Source organism: Roseovarius sp. S88, from assembly GCF_037023735.1.
GTDB classification, from domain to species: Bacteria; Pseudomonadota; Alphaproteobacteria; order Rhodobacterales; family Rhodobacteraceae; genus Roseovarius; species Roseovarius phycicola.
On record NZ_CP146069.1, the window covers coordinates 3,286,206 to 3,299,272 of the forward strand.

Annotated in this window: 16 protein-coding genes; 8 read left to right on the plus strand and 8 right to left on the minus strand. The window is 56.0% G+C overall.

Going from position 1 to position 13,067, the window contains the following annotated elements; translation table 11 throughout:
* Nucleotides 1-59 precede the first annotated feature (59 nt).
* Nucleotides 60-1,475 (plus strand): oxygen-independent coproporphyrinogen III oxidase, encoded by a 1,416-nt coding sequence (gene hemN / locus RZ517_RS16645; RefSeq protein ID WP_338549248.1) that lies wholly within the window; start codon nucleotides 60-62, stop codon nucleotides 1,473-1,475.
* Here hemN and RZ517_RS16650 read toward each other — a convergent pair.
* The 6 genes from RZ517_RS16650 to greA form a co-directional block, all read right to left on the minus strand.
* The gene (locus tag RZ517_RS16650) at nucleotides 1,421-1,831 is read right to left on the minus strand and encodes a GNAT family N-acetyltransferase (protein WP_338549249.1); all 411 of its coding nucleotides are present in this window, start codon (nucleotides 1,829-1,831) and stop codon (nucleotides 1,421-1,423) included. The two genes, hemN and RZ517_RS16650, sit on opposite strands and share 55 nt — an antisense overlap.
* The gene (tsaB, locus tag RZ517_RS16655; protein ID WP_338549250.1) at nucleotides 1,821-2,486 is read right to left on the minus strand and encodes a tRNA (adenosine(37)-N6)-threonylcarbamoyltransferase complex dimerization subunit type 1 TsaB; all 666 of its coding nucleotides are present in this window, start codon (nucleotides 2,484-2,486) and stop codon (nucleotides 1,821-1,823) included. Before tsaB ends, RZ517_RS16650 begins: the two co-directional genes overlap by 11 nt.
* A 5-nt stretch (nucleotides 2,487-2,491) precedes the next feature.
* Nucleotides 2,492-3,052 carry a NifU family protein gene (locus RZ517_RS16660; RefSeq protein ID WP_317056828.1) on the minus strand — a complete coding sequence of 187 codons (561 nt, stop codon included), beginning with the start codon at nucleotides 3,050-3,052 and terminating at the stop codon, nucleotides 2,492-2,494.
* Between the two features lie 86 nt (nucleotides 3,053-3,138).
* Nucleotides 3,139-3,594 (minus strand): universal stress protein, encoded by a 456-nt coding sequence (locus tag RZ517_RS16665; protein ID WP_317056827.1) that lies wholly within the window; start codon nucleotides 3,592-3,594, stop codon nucleotides 3,139-3,141.
* 91 nt (nucleotides 3,595-3,685) lie between these two features.
* Nucleotides 3,686-4,699: a hypothetical protein gene (locus RZ517_RS16670; protein WP_338549251.1), complete on the minus strand. Its 1,014-nt coding sequence runs from the start codon at nucleotides 4,697-4,699 to the stop codon at nucleotides 3,686-3,688.
* A gap of 12 nt (nucleotides 4,700-4,711) precedes the next feature.
* Complete coding sequence (greA, locus tag RZ517_RS16675; RefSeq protein ID WP_338549252.1) at nucleotides 4,712-5,182, minus strand: transcription elongation factor GreA; 471 nt, start codon at nucleotides 5,180-5,182, stop codon at nucleotides 4,712-4,714.
* 16 nt (nucleotides 5,183-5,198) lie between these two features.
* Between greA and RZ517_RS16680 the strand changes: the two genes are divergently transcribed.
* From RZ517_RS16680 to RZ517_RS16695, 4 genes are all read left to right on the plus strand, one after another.
* On the plus strand, nucleotides 5,199-5,414 hold the full coding sequence (locus RZ517_RS16680; protein WP_338549253.1) for a hypothetical protein: 216 nt from the start codon (nucleotides 5,199-5,201) through the stop codon (nucleotides 5,412-5,414).
* Nucleotides 5,415-5,472: 58 nt separating this feature from the next.
* Nucleotides 5,473-7,119, plus strand: coding sequence for an electron transfer flavoprotein-ubiquinone oxidoreductase (locus tag RZ517_RS16685; protein ID WP_338549254.1), 1,647 nt, complete (start codon nucleotides 5,473-5,475; stop codon nucleotides 7,117-7,119).
* Nucleotides 7,120-7,237: 118 nt separating this feature from the next.
* A complete protein-coding gene (locus RZ517_RS16690) occupies nucleotides 7,238-8,944 on the plus strand; it encodes a tetratricopeptide repeat protein (RefSeq protein WP_338549255.1) in 1,707 nt (568 codons plus the stop codon).
* Nucleotides 8,922-9,758, plus strand: a complete 837-nt coding sequence (locus tag RZ517_RS16695; RefSeq protein WP_338549256.1) for a 4-(cytidine 5'-diphospho)-2-C-methyl-D-erythritol kinase — start codon at nucleotides 8,922-8,924, stop codon at nucleotides 9,756-9,758. The genes RZ517_RS16690 and RZ517_RS16695 overlap by 23 nt, the downstream gene beginning before the upstream one ends.
* Here RZ517_RS16695 and RZ517_RS16700 read toward each other — a convergent pair.
* On the minus strand, nucleotides 9,751-10,752 hold the full coding sequence (locus RZ517_RS16700; protein ID WP_338549257.1) for a polyprenyl synthetase family protein: 1,002 nt from the start codon (nucleotides 10,750-10,752) through the stop codon (nucleotides 9,751-9,753). The genes RZ517_RS16695 and RZ517_RS16700 overlap by 8 nt on opposite strands.
* 56 nt (nucleotides 10,753-10,808) lie before the next feature.
* On the opposite strand from RZ517_RS16700, the gene RZ517_RS16705 reads away from it, so the two are divergent.
* The 3 genes from RZ517_RS16705 (at nucleotide 10,809) to RZ517_RS16715 (ending at nucleotide 12,068) form a co-directional block, all read left to right on the plus strand.
* Entirely contained in the window at nucleotides 10,809-11,030 is a 222-nt protein-coding gene (locus RZ517_RS16705; protein ID WP_338549258.1) for a DUF2007 domain-containing protein, read from the plus strand.
* A complete protein-coding gene (locus RZ517_RS16710) occupies nucleotides 11,017-11,787 on the plus strand; it encodes a tRNA1(Val) (adenine(37)-N6)-methyltransferase (RefSeq protein WP_338549259.1) in 771 nt (256 codons plus the stop codon). Before RZ517_RS16705 ends, RZ517_RS16710 begins: the two co-directional genes overlap by 14 nt.
* A 116-nt stretch (nucleotides 11,788-11,903) precedes the next feature.
* Nucleotides 11,904-12,068, plus strand: a complete 165-nt coding sequence (locus tag RZ517_RS16715; RefSeq protein ID WP_317056817.1) for a YdcH family protein — start codon at nucleotides 11,904-11,906, stop codon at nucleotides 12,066-12,068.
* Nucleotides 12,069-12,108: 40 nt separating this feature from the next.
* Here the strand turns inward: RZ517_RS16715 and RZ517_RS16720 are convergent, their stop codons facing one another.
* Nucleotides 12,109-13,047 (minus strand): transcriptional regulator GcvA, encoded by a 939-nt coding sequence (locus RZ517_RS16720; protein WP_338549260.1) that lies wholly within the window; start codon nucleotides 13,045-13,047, stop codon nucleotides 12,109-12,111.
* Between the last annotated feature and the right edge of the window lie 20 nt (nucleotides 13,048-13,067).

Consider the following 13,067-nt stretch of genomic DNA (forward strand, 5'->3'; position numbering starts at 1 on the left):
AGCTCCGCGTTTGATCGAGATCAAAGTAAAATTGGACACCCTTACTTAAGATTATAGATATGATTGAGAAAACACAACTGGCGCGGCTCGGCTTGTTCGATGCCAAATTGCCGCGGTACACAAGCTATCCGACCTCTCCGCATTTCTCAGAAGATGTGCAGGATGGCCATTTCCGCAAGTGGATTGAGACCCTGCCCAAAGGCAGCGCCATCTCGCTTTACCTGCACATCCCATTCTGCCGTCGGCTGTGCTGGTTCTGTGCCTGCCGCACGCAAGGCACGCAGAACGATGCGCCGGTCATTGCCTATCTCAAAGTTCTGAAAGCCGAACTCGATCTGCTGAAAGAGGCTTTGCCGGAAGGCATCTCTTTGTCGCGCCTGCATTGGGGTGGTGGAACGCCCACCCTGTTATCAGCACCAATGATGACCGAACTGGCAGGGAAGATTCGCGAGACAATTCCTTTTGGTTCAGACACAGAATTTTCTGTCGAAATCGACCCCAATGAGATTGACGAGGCGCGCCTTGATGCCTTGGCCGCCGCCGGTATGAACCGCGCGTCCATCGGCGTGCAGGATTTTGACCCAATCATCCAACAAACCATTGGCAGGCTGCAAAGCTATGAGATCACGCGCGACGCTGTCGAAGCCATTCGCGCGCGTGGGATCAAAAGCCTAAACACCGACATTCTTTACGGCCTGCCGCATCAGAACCGCAAACGCATCACTGAAAGCGTGCAAAAGCTTTTGTCGCTCTCGCCGGATCGCGTGGCGCTTTATGGTTATGCGCATGTGCCGTGGATGGCCAAACGCCAGCAATTGATCCCATCTGACGCGATGCCTACCCCCGAAGAACGGCTTGAGCTTTTTGAAACCGCCCGCAGGCTCTTTGCCTGGGACGGATACCAGGAAATCGGCATAGACCATTTCGCAACGCCCGAAGATGGCCTCAGCATAGCCAAAGCTGACGGACGTCTGCGTCGCAACTTCCAGGGCTACACGGACGACACGGCTGAAGCGTTGGTTGGGCTTGGAGCTTCGGCAATTTCTAGGTTCCCTCAAGGTTACGCACAAAACGCCTCTGCGACCGGCGCCTACACCAAGGCAATCCGGGCGGGTAATTTCGCAACGAGCCGTGGACACTGCTTCAAGGGCGAGGATCTGATGCGTGCACGCCTGATCGAAGCGGTCATGTGTGATTTTCACATTTCAACCGATGAGATTTGCGACAGTTTCGACGTCCCCCGCAAGCGCGTCCAAGACATGCTCCAAAAAACTTCAAATGAGTTTGAAGGCATTTTGGATGTGCGAAATGACGGCCTCTTTGTGCCTCCCGAGGCTCGGTCCCTCACTCGCATGATCGCACGCAGCTTTGACGCCTACGACCTCAGCCGTGCTGGGCACAGCACCGCCATCTCAGAGCATCACAAACGCTTTTCCATGACAATCGCGTCCACGCGGCCGTTTGGGGTGTCGTGATACTCTTTACGTCGGCCGATTTGGACAAACTCCGCTTTTTGATACAGAGAAATAGCTGCCAGATTATCGGAAGCCACTTCCAGAAAGATCCGCAGAGCACCTTTGGCTTTGACTTCGCGCAGCAATGCATCAAGCCGATCACGTGCCAAGCCCTGACGGCGACATATCGGATCGCAAGCCAGCGTCAACAACTCAGCTTCATCTGCAACCAGACGCCCAAGCGCAAAGGCGCGGTTGTCTCCTATCAAGGCTACGGCACGGTTTTGTAACAGCTCCGAAAACTCACTGGCAGTCCAGGATCGGCCCTGCCCCTCAAAAGCGCGTTCGTGCAAGACCGCCAGGTCCTCAGGCGTCATGATCCAACATCACCGGCGCTGTATCTCGCGACGGCGCAGCATCTGGCGGTTTAAGGTAGAGCGGAGCAGGTCGTGCTGTCTCAGTTTGCCAACGCTGTGCCGCAATGCGCGCTACGGCAGACCCCGGTGCATATTTGGCAGGCGCGACCTCGACACGCAGATGCTCCGCCAAAACCGCAGCACCAGTCCCAATGCACCTAAGACCCGGTTCAGCCCAGTCTGCAGGAACATCCACGAGCGCGATCATTTGCTTTGTAATTTTGGCATGCGTCCCAAAACCAGCGACATAAACATGCTCGCGCGGCGCAGTAAGGCTGCTGATCACAGGGTCGTCTGCCTCCAAAGCCAGCGCGTCCAGCAAATCCACACCAACGGCGGGCACTCCAAGCGACAAAGACAATCCGCGTGCAGCGGAGACCGAAATTCGGATACCAGTGAAATTTCCCGGCCCCACGCCTACGCCAATCGCAGAGAGATCACGCCACGTCGCACCGCCACGTTCAAGACACCCCTCCAGAACCGGAAGAAGCGCTTCGGCCTGACCTTTCGGCATATCCTCATAAAAATCCGACAGGACCATTTCGCCATGCAAGAGCACGGCACCACACCAAGGCCCGGACGTATCAAAGCCCAGGATCAAGGGCGGTTCATTCATGGATGTCAAAGACCGACGGGGCGAACCTCGGTCACTTCGGGAATATAGTGCCGCAGCAGGTTCTCAATCCCCATTTTCAGGGTAATTGTTGAAGATGGGCAGCCCGCACATGCCCCTTGCATATGCAAATACACAACGCCTCGCTCAAACCCGTGGAACGTGATGTCGCCGCCATCCTGCGCAACAGCCGGACGCACCCGCGTGTCCAAAAGCTCTTTGATCTGACCCACGATCTCGGCGTCTTCGCCATCATGATCCGCGTGACCCGAGGCAGCCGCCTCGCCGATGATCACAGGTTGGCCCGACTGGAAATGCTCCATAATCGCGCCGAGAATGGCGGGTTTTACATGGTCCCACTCGACATCTTCGGCTTTGGTCACGGTCACAAAATCATTGCCCAGAAAGACGCCCGTGACACCCTCCACCCCAAACACGCGCGCCGCCAGCGGCGATTTCTCGGCAGCCTCTTGGTTCGGAAAATCCGCGGTTCCAGCTTCAAGCACAGCTTGGCCTGGCAAGAATTTCAATGTTGCGGGATTGGGGGTCGATTCTGTCTGAATAAACATAGGTCCGGCCTTTCGCTGGGGTCACTCACGATATGCGCAGCTACACCCTCAGAGTCAAGGTTTGGAACGATTCTAAATTGGCGAACCTAAGTGATCGTTTCCAATCGTTCCTTGCTCAGATCACCTGGAACAATCGTGACCGGGATCGGCAAGTTGCCCGAGTTCTTCGTGAGATAAGAAACCAGTGGCCCCGGACCTTTCTTGTCGGTCCCTGCCCCTAGAACCAAGACGCCAATTTCCGGATCGGCCTGCACTTGCGACAGGATCTCAGTCATCGGGTCGCCCTCTCGGATCACCAGTTCCGGGTCAATCCCTTGTTTGTCGCGCATCCATTTCGCAAAAACTTCGAAATGCGCGTGGATCCTTTCCCGCGCCTCTTCGCGCATGATGTCACCCACACCGATCCAGTGATTGAACTCTTCTGGCGGAATCACGGCCAAAATTTCGACCCCTGCTCCGGTATGCGCTGCGCGCAGAGCGGCAAAGCGCATGGCATTGAGGCACTCGCGGCTGTCATCCAGCACAACCAAGAATTTCCGCATGACTGTCGTCTCCCTGTCCGAAGGCCATATTGAACCGAACCAGTGGATCGGGCAACAGAATGATGAACGTGATCTCTAAGCCACTGTGACGTCAGTCAAAAGTACCAGCCACACGACCCAAAAGCATGAAAGCCCGCGCCGTACGCGTGTCGGACAACTCTGCAATCTCGGCGTCATTCGCCGTTTCTGTGAACTCACAGATTGTCCGATCAAAAAGCCGCAGGAAGTGATGCGCCGAGTCCCGGAAAATCGTGTCCTGCTTCATCCGCGCCGCCGCCAGGGCAAGCGATGATCGATCCCTGATGCCTCCCAGCGGCGCAATCGCGCGCCCCCGTTCACCCGCCCCAAAGCGGCGCCAGATTTCGGTACGTGCCATATCCGGTCGCAGATCATCCATGTAAATGCCATCTTGTGACAACAGCGTTAGAACGTCCTGCGACGCTTGCACCAACTTGGACGTCTTGCGATTCTTCAATGCCCGACGCAGGGCTGCAAATCCTTCTTTGTCCTCCGCATCTTCGGGAAAGTTCATCGCCTTGATGAAGTCCACGGTGGCCAACGGCGGCTCAATATCTTCGGCGGGCGTTCCCAATGGCAGCGCAACCTGCCCCTCTGACATCACTTCAGGCTCAAGCTTCGGCTTGGGCGGAGGTGACGGCTGGCGCGTTGAGGAAAAGGTCGCCAGCACGGTCTCGGCCTTGCGTTGAGACGCGGCAATCTCATCAAGCTTGCGCGCCACAGAAGGCTGCGTGACCACGCTGCTGGACTGGTTTTGCGCGACATATGCTTGTCTAATCGCATCGATTGCCGTCTGTAACCGCTGACTTTCTTCACGCATCAGTTTATTGGACCGCGCCGCTATCGCCGCCACCCAAATCATCGCCACAGGCATGAATATTCCCAAAAGCAAGAACATCAGATGCATGCCACCCCCGCCCTGCGGCGGGCTACTGAGCGGTTCGAGCAAGAAAAAGAAAATCGCCGAGCCCAAAAGCCACAAAATCGTCAGCGCAAGCGCAATCACCTCAATGGACGTGATGCGTTCGGTCTGAGGCCGATTGTAGATACCCAAAGGGGTTGTTGATGTGTCCTGCTGCTCAGACATGGTCATACTTTTTTAAAGATACGAAATCTTCAGCACTTCATAAGACTTTTCACCGCCCGGCGTGCGCACTTCTACGCTGTCACCCGCTTCCTTGCCAATCAAAGCCCGTGCAATCGGCGATTTTATGTTCAAAAGACCCTTTTCGATATTGGCCTCGTATTCGCCAACAATCTGATAGGTTTTTTCCTCATCAGTATCTTCATCGACCAAAGTCACGGTGGCCCCAAACTTGATGGCACCTGACAATTTCGCAGGGTCAATGACCTCCGCCAGGCTGATGGCACCTTCCAACTCTTTGATCCGACCCTCGATAAAAGACTGCTTTTCCTTGGCAGAATGGTACTCAGCGTTCTCCGACAAATCGCCATGCTCACGTGCCTCTGAAATCGCCTGAATGATCGCCGGGCGTTCCTCGGACTTGAGATGTTTCAACTCTGCCTCCAAAGCCGCGAATCCGGCCTGAGTCATCGGGATCTTTTCCATTTATCTTGTGCCCCTCATGGCAACGTGGGCGGCCCTGGCCACCCCAATCAGCATCGTGAACAATGCGCGACAGAATGACCCGACCTTCATTCCGAATGCAATAGGACATAGCAATCAGACCTACATTTCATTGGCCGCTTGGATGAAATCCGCGTGCCATGGTCGAAAACTGGCGCATTTCGACGGTTTTAACGTCGTGTTCCAATTGACCTCTGACAACGCGGCACGCTAACCAGATGCGACCTTTTTAGCGGCCCTATTGGGGGCTGCTCTGACATGGAGTGGGAAAAATGGCGCAAGTCGAACGGGAAGCCATGGAATACGACGTTGTGATCGTCGGCGCGGGACCAGCAGGCCTGAGCGCTGCGATCCGCCTCAAACAACTCGACCCGAACCGCGAGGTCGTGGTTTTGGAAAAAGGCTCGGAAGTGGGTGCACACATCCTGTCGGGTGCCGTGCTTGATCCATGCGGCCTTGACGCGCTCATCCCTGATTGGAAAGAAAAAGGCGCGCCCCTCAATACGCCGGTCAAAGAAGACAACTTCTTCATGCTGGGTGAAGCAGGCAAGATGCGCATTCCCAACTTCCCTATGCCGCCTCTGATGAACAATCACGGCAACTACATCGTGTCCATGGGCAATGTCTGCCGCTGGATGGCCGAACAGGCAGAGGCGATGGGCATCGAGATTTTCCCCGGCATGGCCTGCTCCGAAATCGTCTATGGCGAAAATGGCGAGGTCAAAGGCGTCGTCGCGGGTGAATTTGGCAAAGAGGCCGATGGCACTCCGGGTCCAAGCTATGAGCCGGGCATGGAACTGCACGGCAAATATGTCTTTCTCTCCGAAGGCGTGCGCGGCTCGCTTTCGAAAGAGGTCATTGCCAAATACGACCTGGCCAAAGGCAAAGAACCGCAGAAATTCGGCATCGGCATGAAAGAGATCTGGGAAATCGACCCGGACAAGCACAAAGAAGGCTCTGTCACCCATACAATGGGGTGGCCTCTGGGAAAGAACGCCGGTGGCGGGTCTTTCATCTACCATCTTGAAAATAATCAGGTTTACGTAGGTTTTGTGGTTCACCTAAACTACAAAAACCCACATCTTTTCCCCTACATGGAATTCCAGCGCTTCAAGCATCACCCGATGGTGGCTGACCTGCTCAAAAGCGGCAAACGTGTGGCTTACGGCGCGCGCGCCATCTCGGAAGGTGGGTATCAGTCGATGCCCAAGATGGTTGCGCCTGGCGTGGCGCTCCTGGGCTGTTCGGTGGGCATGGTCAACGTGCCGCGCATCAAGGGCAACCACAACGCCATGCTTTCGGGCAAAGCCGCGGCAGAAGCCGCACACGCCGCTTTGGAAGCAGGCCGCGCCAGCGATGAGTTGTCAGCCTATGAAACCGAAGTGCGCGAAGGGGCTATCGGCAAAGATCTCAAGAAGGTCCGGAACGTCAAACCCCTCTGGTCCAAATACGGTCTTTCCGCATCACTCACCCTGGGCGGCCTGGATATGTGGACCAACACGCTGGGCTTTTCGTTCTTTGGCACGATTGGCCACGGCAAATCTGATGCGGACGCCACCGAGCCAGCCGCCAATCACAAACCCATCGACTATCCCAAACCCGATGGTACGCTCAGCTTTGATCGCCTGACCAATGTCAGCTATTCAATGACCAACCACGAAGAGAGCCAGCCTGCGCACCTGCATCTCAAGGACAGTGCAATACCGATTTCCGTGAACCTTCCCAAATTCGCTGAACCAGCGCAGCGCTACTGCCCTGCGGGTGTTTACGAGGTCGTTGAAAAGGACAGCGGGCCGGAGTTTGTCATCAACTTCCAAAACTGCGTGCACTGCAAAACCTGTGACATAAAAGACCCCAGCCAGAATATCAACTGGGTCACGCCACAGGGCGGAGATGGACCGAATTATCCCAATATGTAACAATTTCAGAAAAATCATCGTTTCGAGGGCGGCGAATTGGCCGCCCTCATTGCTTTGAGACATCGCAAACACTACTTTGCCATCAATAAACGAGCACCACAGGCAGGGAGCCCTGATCTTGAGACTTCTGACAGCAGGCGCGCTGGTCGCGTTATTCCAGGCGAGTGCCGTGTCGGCGCAGGCTTCTGAGGATGTCGGCGCCTATCTGGCCGCGCGCCAGGCCATCGTGAGCCATGACTTCGACACGGCAGCGCAATATTTCACCCAAGCTCTGACCAAAGACACGTCAAATCCGGCCATCATGGAGAGCACCGTCTTTTCTTTCATGGCTCTTGGGAACATTGAAAGTGCCGTACCTGTCGCCAAACGCATTGACGAGGAAGGGTTGCGCAGTCAGGTGGCCTTTATCGCGCTCATTGCCGATGCCGTCCAAAACGAGCGATACGACGAAGTTCTTGAACGCATTGAGACCCAGCGCGGTGTGAGCGCACTTGCCGATGGCTTGATTGCAGCCTGGGTTGAAATGGGACGCGGTGACATGGTGTCGGCGCTGGCCCGGTTTGACCAAGTGGCCGGTCAACGCGGCCTGCGCAGCTTTGCCAGCTATCACAAGGCACTGGCCCTTGCTGCGGTTGGCGATTTCGAAAGCGCCGAGCAAATCTTTTCCGGAGGCGAAGACGAGCCGCTTCAGCGCACGCGACGTGGCACCATTGCCTGGGCCGAAGTCCTCAGCCAGCTTGAGCGCAATGATGAGGCCATCGCGTTGATCGACGATGCATTCGGAGGCAATCTTGACCCTCAAATCGCTGCTCTCCGCGCCGAGCTTGAGACTGGCTTGCCCGTGCCGTTCAGCCTTGTTTCAGACGCGCAGGACGGAGTGGCCGAGGTGTTCTATTCGCTGGGTCAAATTCTCTTGAGCGAGGCAGGCCGCGATTACACGTTACTCTATGCGCGTACGGCGCAGTTTTTGAACAACGACCATGTCGATTCAGTACTCATGGCGGCCGAGCTTTTGGAAGATCTGGGGCGCTATGAACTCGCCACTGAGGTGTACAGAAGCGTGCCCAGGGATCACCCGTCCTTTACCGCCGCTGAAATGGGGCGGGCCGAGTCGCTGCGCCGGGCAGAAAAAACCGATGCCGCGATCGAAGTGCTTGAACAACTCCGGATCACGCATCCTGAACTACCGTTGGTACATGTTTCGGCAGGCGATCTATACCGCCAAAATGAACGGTACGAAGATGCGGTGGCCGCTTACGACCAAGCCATTTCGCTCTATGAAGAGACTGGAACAGAGCAGTGGTTTGTGTTCTACGCCCGCGCCATCAGCCATGAACGCCTTAACATCTGGGAAAAGGCCGAAGCTGATTTTCGCAAAGCGCTGGAACTGAATCCGGATCATCCGCAGGTGCTCAACTATCTCGGCTACTCACTGGTCGAAAAGCAGATAAAGATGGACGAAGCGCTCAGCATGATCGAACGCGCAGTAGAGCGCCAGCCCGACAGCGGCTACATTGTCGATAGCCTGGGCTGGGTGCTCTACCGTCTCGGCAAATACGACGAAGCCATCGTTCATATGGAACGCGCCGCCGAACTCATGCCTGTGGATCCTGTCGTCAACGACCACCTGGGCGATGTGCTCTGGGCCGTCGGTCGTCAGACAGAGGCCGAATTTCAGTGGAAGCGTGCGCTCTCATTCGTGGACGAAGAAAATCCTTCGCCCGATGTGGACGCCGACCGCATTCGCCGCAAACTTGAGGTCGGTCTCGACATTGTGCTCGAAGAAGAAGGTGCTCCCCCACTTGAAGTCGCCGATGACGGTTGAAGCCTTTGCGCCTGCCAAAGTTAATCTGACGCTGCACGTCACAGGCCGCCGTGACGATGGCTATCACCTGCTCGACTCGATTGTCGTATTCGCCGATGTGGGGGATCGTCTGCGAATCACACCGACCCCCAAGACGATACTACGCATCAGCGGCCCGCTCTCACAGGGTGTGCCCACCGATGACAGCAACCTCGTGATCCGAGCCGCCAATCTGATCGGGGCCACCGCAGAGATCGAGCTGGAAAAACACTTGCCCAATGCGGCGGGCATTGGGGGTGGATCGTCCGATGCTGGCACGATCCTGCGTGTTCTAAGGGACATGACCGGCACACCGGTGCCAGACAACGGCCTGTCACTTGGAGCCGATGTTCCTGTCTGTATGCATGCTAAAGCCGCACGAATGCGGGGGATCGGGGAAGACGTTTTGCCGTTGGATCACTTACCAACGCTCAACGCAGTATTGGTAAACTCTATGGTTGCCTTGCCCACTGGCCCGGTTTTTGGAAATCTCGAAATGAAGGAAAACCCGCCTATGCCGGATGCCATCCCAGCCAACCTTGATGCACCTGCTTTCGTCGATTGGCTTGGACAGATGCGCAACGATCTTGAGGTCCCGGCCATTACTGTTGAGCCCGCCGTGACGGCCACACTGAACGCACTGAACGCGACCCAAGATTGTTTGCTTTCTCGGATGTCGGGCTCAGGCGCTACTTGTTTCGGGCTTTATCCTGATGCCACGACGGCCAAAAACGCCGCTGCGCGGCTTCAGTCAAACTATCCGAATTGGTGGATCCGCTCGACCCGGCTCAGTTGATCCGCGCAACCACGTAATCCGCCAGATCACTTAGCATATCACGCACAGGGTGTTCTGGTAGCGTCAGGATCGCATCGCGCGCTTTCCCAGACCATCTAAGCGCATCTTGACGCGTCGCCCCCAAGGTTCCGTGATGGTGCAACAACCGCAGCGCCTCTTCCAGATCACCGTCTCGCTGATCGCCCTTCTCAATCGTCCGTTCCCAGAATGCACGCTCCGTCTCAGACGCCGCCGCCACAGCCTTGATCACCGGAAGGGTCAGTTTCCGTTCGCGAAAATCATCGCCCACATTCTTGCCTGTGGCGCTGGTATCGCCCTGGTAATCCAGGAGGTCATCGACGATCTGAAACGCTATGCCCAGCGCATCACCATAATCGAAAAGCGCTTTAATCTTTGCCTCGTCAACCTCAGCAATCACACCGCCCACTTCTGTCGCAGCCGAGAAAAGCGCAGCCGTCTTGCCGCGCACCACTTGTAGGTAAATAGCCTCGTCAGTCCGCAAATCCCGCGCCGCGCTCAGCTGTAAAACTTCTCCCTCGGCAATCGTTGCCGCCGCGTTCGAAAGAATGTCGAGAACCCGAAGTGATCCGGTCTCGACCATCAACTGGAAAGACCGCGCAAAAAGATAGTCCCCGACCAAAACGCTGGATTTGTTGTCCCACAGCAAATTTGCCGTGGGTCGTCCGCGCCGCTGTGCGCTCTCGTCAACCACATCGTCGTGCAGCAAGGTCGCAGTGTGAATGAATTCAACCGTGGCCGCCAGATGCACATCATATGCACCGCCATACCCACACAGATCCGCAGTCGCCAACGTCAGCATCGGGCGTAGCCGCTTGCCGCCTGCCTCGACCAAGTGCGCTGTGACCTCTGGAATACGCGGCGCATGACGGGACGCCATACGCTCACGGATCAGAGTATTCACATCACCTAGTTTTCCTGACAGATGATCAGCCAACGCTTCATGCGGCTTGGTCGCGGTATGATCCAATCCCATGTTACTCCCATCGCCCGGCTCGACATCACAGCGAGCAGCCCTTACATCCCCAGAACATGAAACACCTGCTCAGCACCACCGATCCGACGATCATCGCATTTGCCAAAGCTCTGCTTCAAGGCGAGGATATAAACTGCTTTGAAATGGACGTAAACATGAGCGTCCTAGAAGGTGGGATCGGGATTTTCCCGCGACGTTTGATGGTTGCCAATGACGACTACTCCCTCGCGCGCCGCACGCTGCTCGACAACGGCATAGAACTTGATGACCCAAAGTGAGTCCGACGTAGACCTCAGCCGAGATGCATTTCTGAGCGGCCAACTTCAAATTCTGCAACCTCGACAAGGGTACCGCGCCGGGATAGATCCCGTGCTTCTGGCCGCCAGTGTCCCGGCACAAGCGGGCGACAGCATCCTTGACCTTGGGTGCGGGGCTGGTGTCGCAGGGTTGTGCCTGGCGCGTCGCGTACCTGGGATCACTCTGACCGGCCTTGAATTGCAGGCGCAATATGCCGAACTCGCAAGGCATAACTCGGCGGAAAACGGCATCGACATGACCGTGATCTTGGGTGACATCGCCGCTCCACCGACCGAAATCAAGGACAAACAGTTCAGCCATGTCATTGCCAACCCGCCCTACTTTGATCAGGCAAGTCGCACCGCTGCTGACGATATAGGCCGTGAGGTCGCTCTGGCAGGCTCCACGCCCTTATCCGACTGGGTCGCCACTGCGGCCAAACGTACCTGCCCCAAGGGCACTGTTACCTTTATTCACCGAACCGAACGCCTGCCAGACCTGCTAAGCGCCTTTCGCTCGCACTTGGGCAGTCTGGAAGCTCTACCTCTGGCCCCGCGTTCAGGGCGTGCAGCCAAGCTGATCCTTTTGCGCGGGCGCAAAAATGGAAACGCAGAGTTTCGACTTCATCAACCGTGGATATTGCACGAGGGTGACAAACATTTGGCTGACGCGGAAAACTACACTCCAGCAACAGCTTGTATTTTGCGCGATGCAGCTTCTTTAGACTTTCCAGCCTAAAATATACGATTTGTTAAGTTCACCTGTCGGAACACTATGCGCATGCAGCGTGACAGGAATCATCTTTTGTGATGCACTCAGACTCGCGCTTACAGAAAATGAGAGGAGAGGCATTTATGTCTTTGAATTCGCATGTCGACGAGCTGAAAAGAAAACATCAGAATCTCTCGGAACAGGTAGAAGCCGCACAGCGTGCCCCAGGTTCCAACGACTTTGAAATCGCGGATATGAAGAAACAAAAGCTTCGACTTAAAGAGGAAATAGAACGACTCTCGTCCTAGCCCTCAATTCTCAGAGGAAAGACCGATCAAGTCCTGAGGTTCAGTCCCAGGGTGGTGGTAGTATTGTGAGTTGATCAGATGTCGGTCTTCCTTTGTCGATCTCTGTTACCATCCAGTCCCGAAAGGCTCGGATCTGAGGTTTATCTTCTGACCCTTTGCGGCACAGAAACCGAAAGCGTGCACCGGTACTGAGTGCCACTTTATAGGGGGCCACCAAACGGCCATCCATCAGATCCTTGATCACCAGTGCCCGTCGCCCAAGGGTCACGCCAACCCCAGCCAGCGCCGCATCCACCGCGTGATCGGTCTGAGAAAACCTTGGGCCATGCGCTTCGATAGGCTCAATACCAACGCTGCGAAACCATGTCGCCCATGTGGGGGACGGATCAAGAAAATCAATGCTCTGATCCACGATCAGAACCGCATCTCTTAAACTCTCAGGCGTAGGAAACTGAGCTGCCAGCACCGGTGTCATCACTGGCGTCACCCATTCTTCGGCCAAGGGCAAGGACCAAACATCCGTATCCGGCCCATAGCCAAACCGAATAGCCACGTCGACCTGATCCCGGTCAAAATCCATGGCCTTGAGCGACGCAGCAAACCGTAACTCGATTTCGGGATGCGCCTGTGCAAACTCGAAAAGACGTGGTGCCAACCACTTAGAGGTAAACCCCGGCCCCGCCGTCACCGTCAGGCTGGACACGTCCTGCAACCGTCGCGTCGCCGTCCAGGCCGCCACGAGTGATGTGAACCCGTCCCGACACCCAGGTGCCAGTGTTTCTCCTGCTTCCGTCAGCGCGACCGCCCGATTGAGCCGGCGGAACAACGGCGCGCCCAGATGCTGTTCCAGCGACTTGATTTGGAACGACAGCGCTGCAGGCGTCACGTTCAATTCATCCGCAGCTTTTTGAAAAGACATATGTCGCGCGGCAGCATCAAAGGCGCGCAACGCGGTCAAGGGAGGCAATCGATCACTCATGTCAGTTAAATAATACTTAA

Bases quoted from the DNA above. Each gene is read 5' to 3' on its own strand.
- hemN (WP_338549248.1), top strand. From the start codon at position 60: ATGATTGAGAAAACACAACTGGCGCGGCTCGGCTTGTTCGATGCCAAA.
- RZ517_RS16650 (WP_338549249.1), bottom strand. From the start codon at position 1,831: ATGACGCCTGAGGACCTGGCGGTCTTGCACGAACGCGCTTTTGAGGGG.
- tsaB (WP_338549250.1), bottom strand. From the start codon at position 2,486: ATGAATGAACCGCCCTTGATCCTGGGCTTTGATACGTCCGGGCCTTGG.
- RZ517_RS16660 (WP_317056828.1), bottom strand. From the start codon at position 3,052: ATGTTTATTCAGACAGAATCGACCCCCAATCCCGCAACATTGAAATTC.
- RZ517_RS16665 (WP_317056827.1), bottom strand. From the start codon at position 3,594: ATGCGGAAATTCTTGGTTGTGCTGGATGACAGCCGCGAGTGCCTCAAT.
- RZ517_RS16670 (WP_338549251.1), bottom strand. From the start codon at position 4,699: ATGTCTGAGCAGCAGGACACATCAACAACCCCTTTGGGTATCTACAAT.
- greA (WP_338549252.1), bottom strand. From the start codon at position 5,182: ATGGAAAAGATCCCGATGACTCAGGCCGGATTCGCGGCTTTGGAGGCA.
- RZ517_RS16680 (WP_338549253.1), top strand. From the start codon at position 5,199: ATGGCAACGTGGGCGGCCCTGGCCACCCCAATCAGCATCGTGAACAAT.
- RZ517_RS16685 (WP_338549254.1), top strand. From the start codon at position 5,473: ATGGCGCAAGTCGAACGGGAAGCCATGGAATACGACGTTGTGATCGTC.
- RZ517_RS16700 (WP_338549257.1), bottom strand. From the start codon at position 10,752: ATGGGATTGGATCATACCGCGACCAAGCCGCATGAAGCGTTGGCTGAT.
- RZ517_RS16705 (WP_338549258.1), top strand. From the start codon at position 10,809: ATGAAACACCTGCTCAGCACCACCGATCCGACGATCATCGCATTTGCC.
- RZ517_RS16710 (WP_338549259.1), top strand. From the start codon at position 11,017: ATGACCCAAAGTGAGTCCGACGTAGACCTCAGCCGAGATGCATTTCTG.
- RZ517_RS16715 (WP_317056817.1), top strand. From the start codon at position 11,904: ATGTCTTTGAATTCGCATGTCGACGAGCTGAAAAGAAAACATCAGAAT.
- RZ517_RS16720 (WP_338549260.1), bottom strand. From the start codon at position 13,047: ATGAGTGATCGATTGCCTCCCTTGACCGCGTTGCGCGCCTTTGATGCT.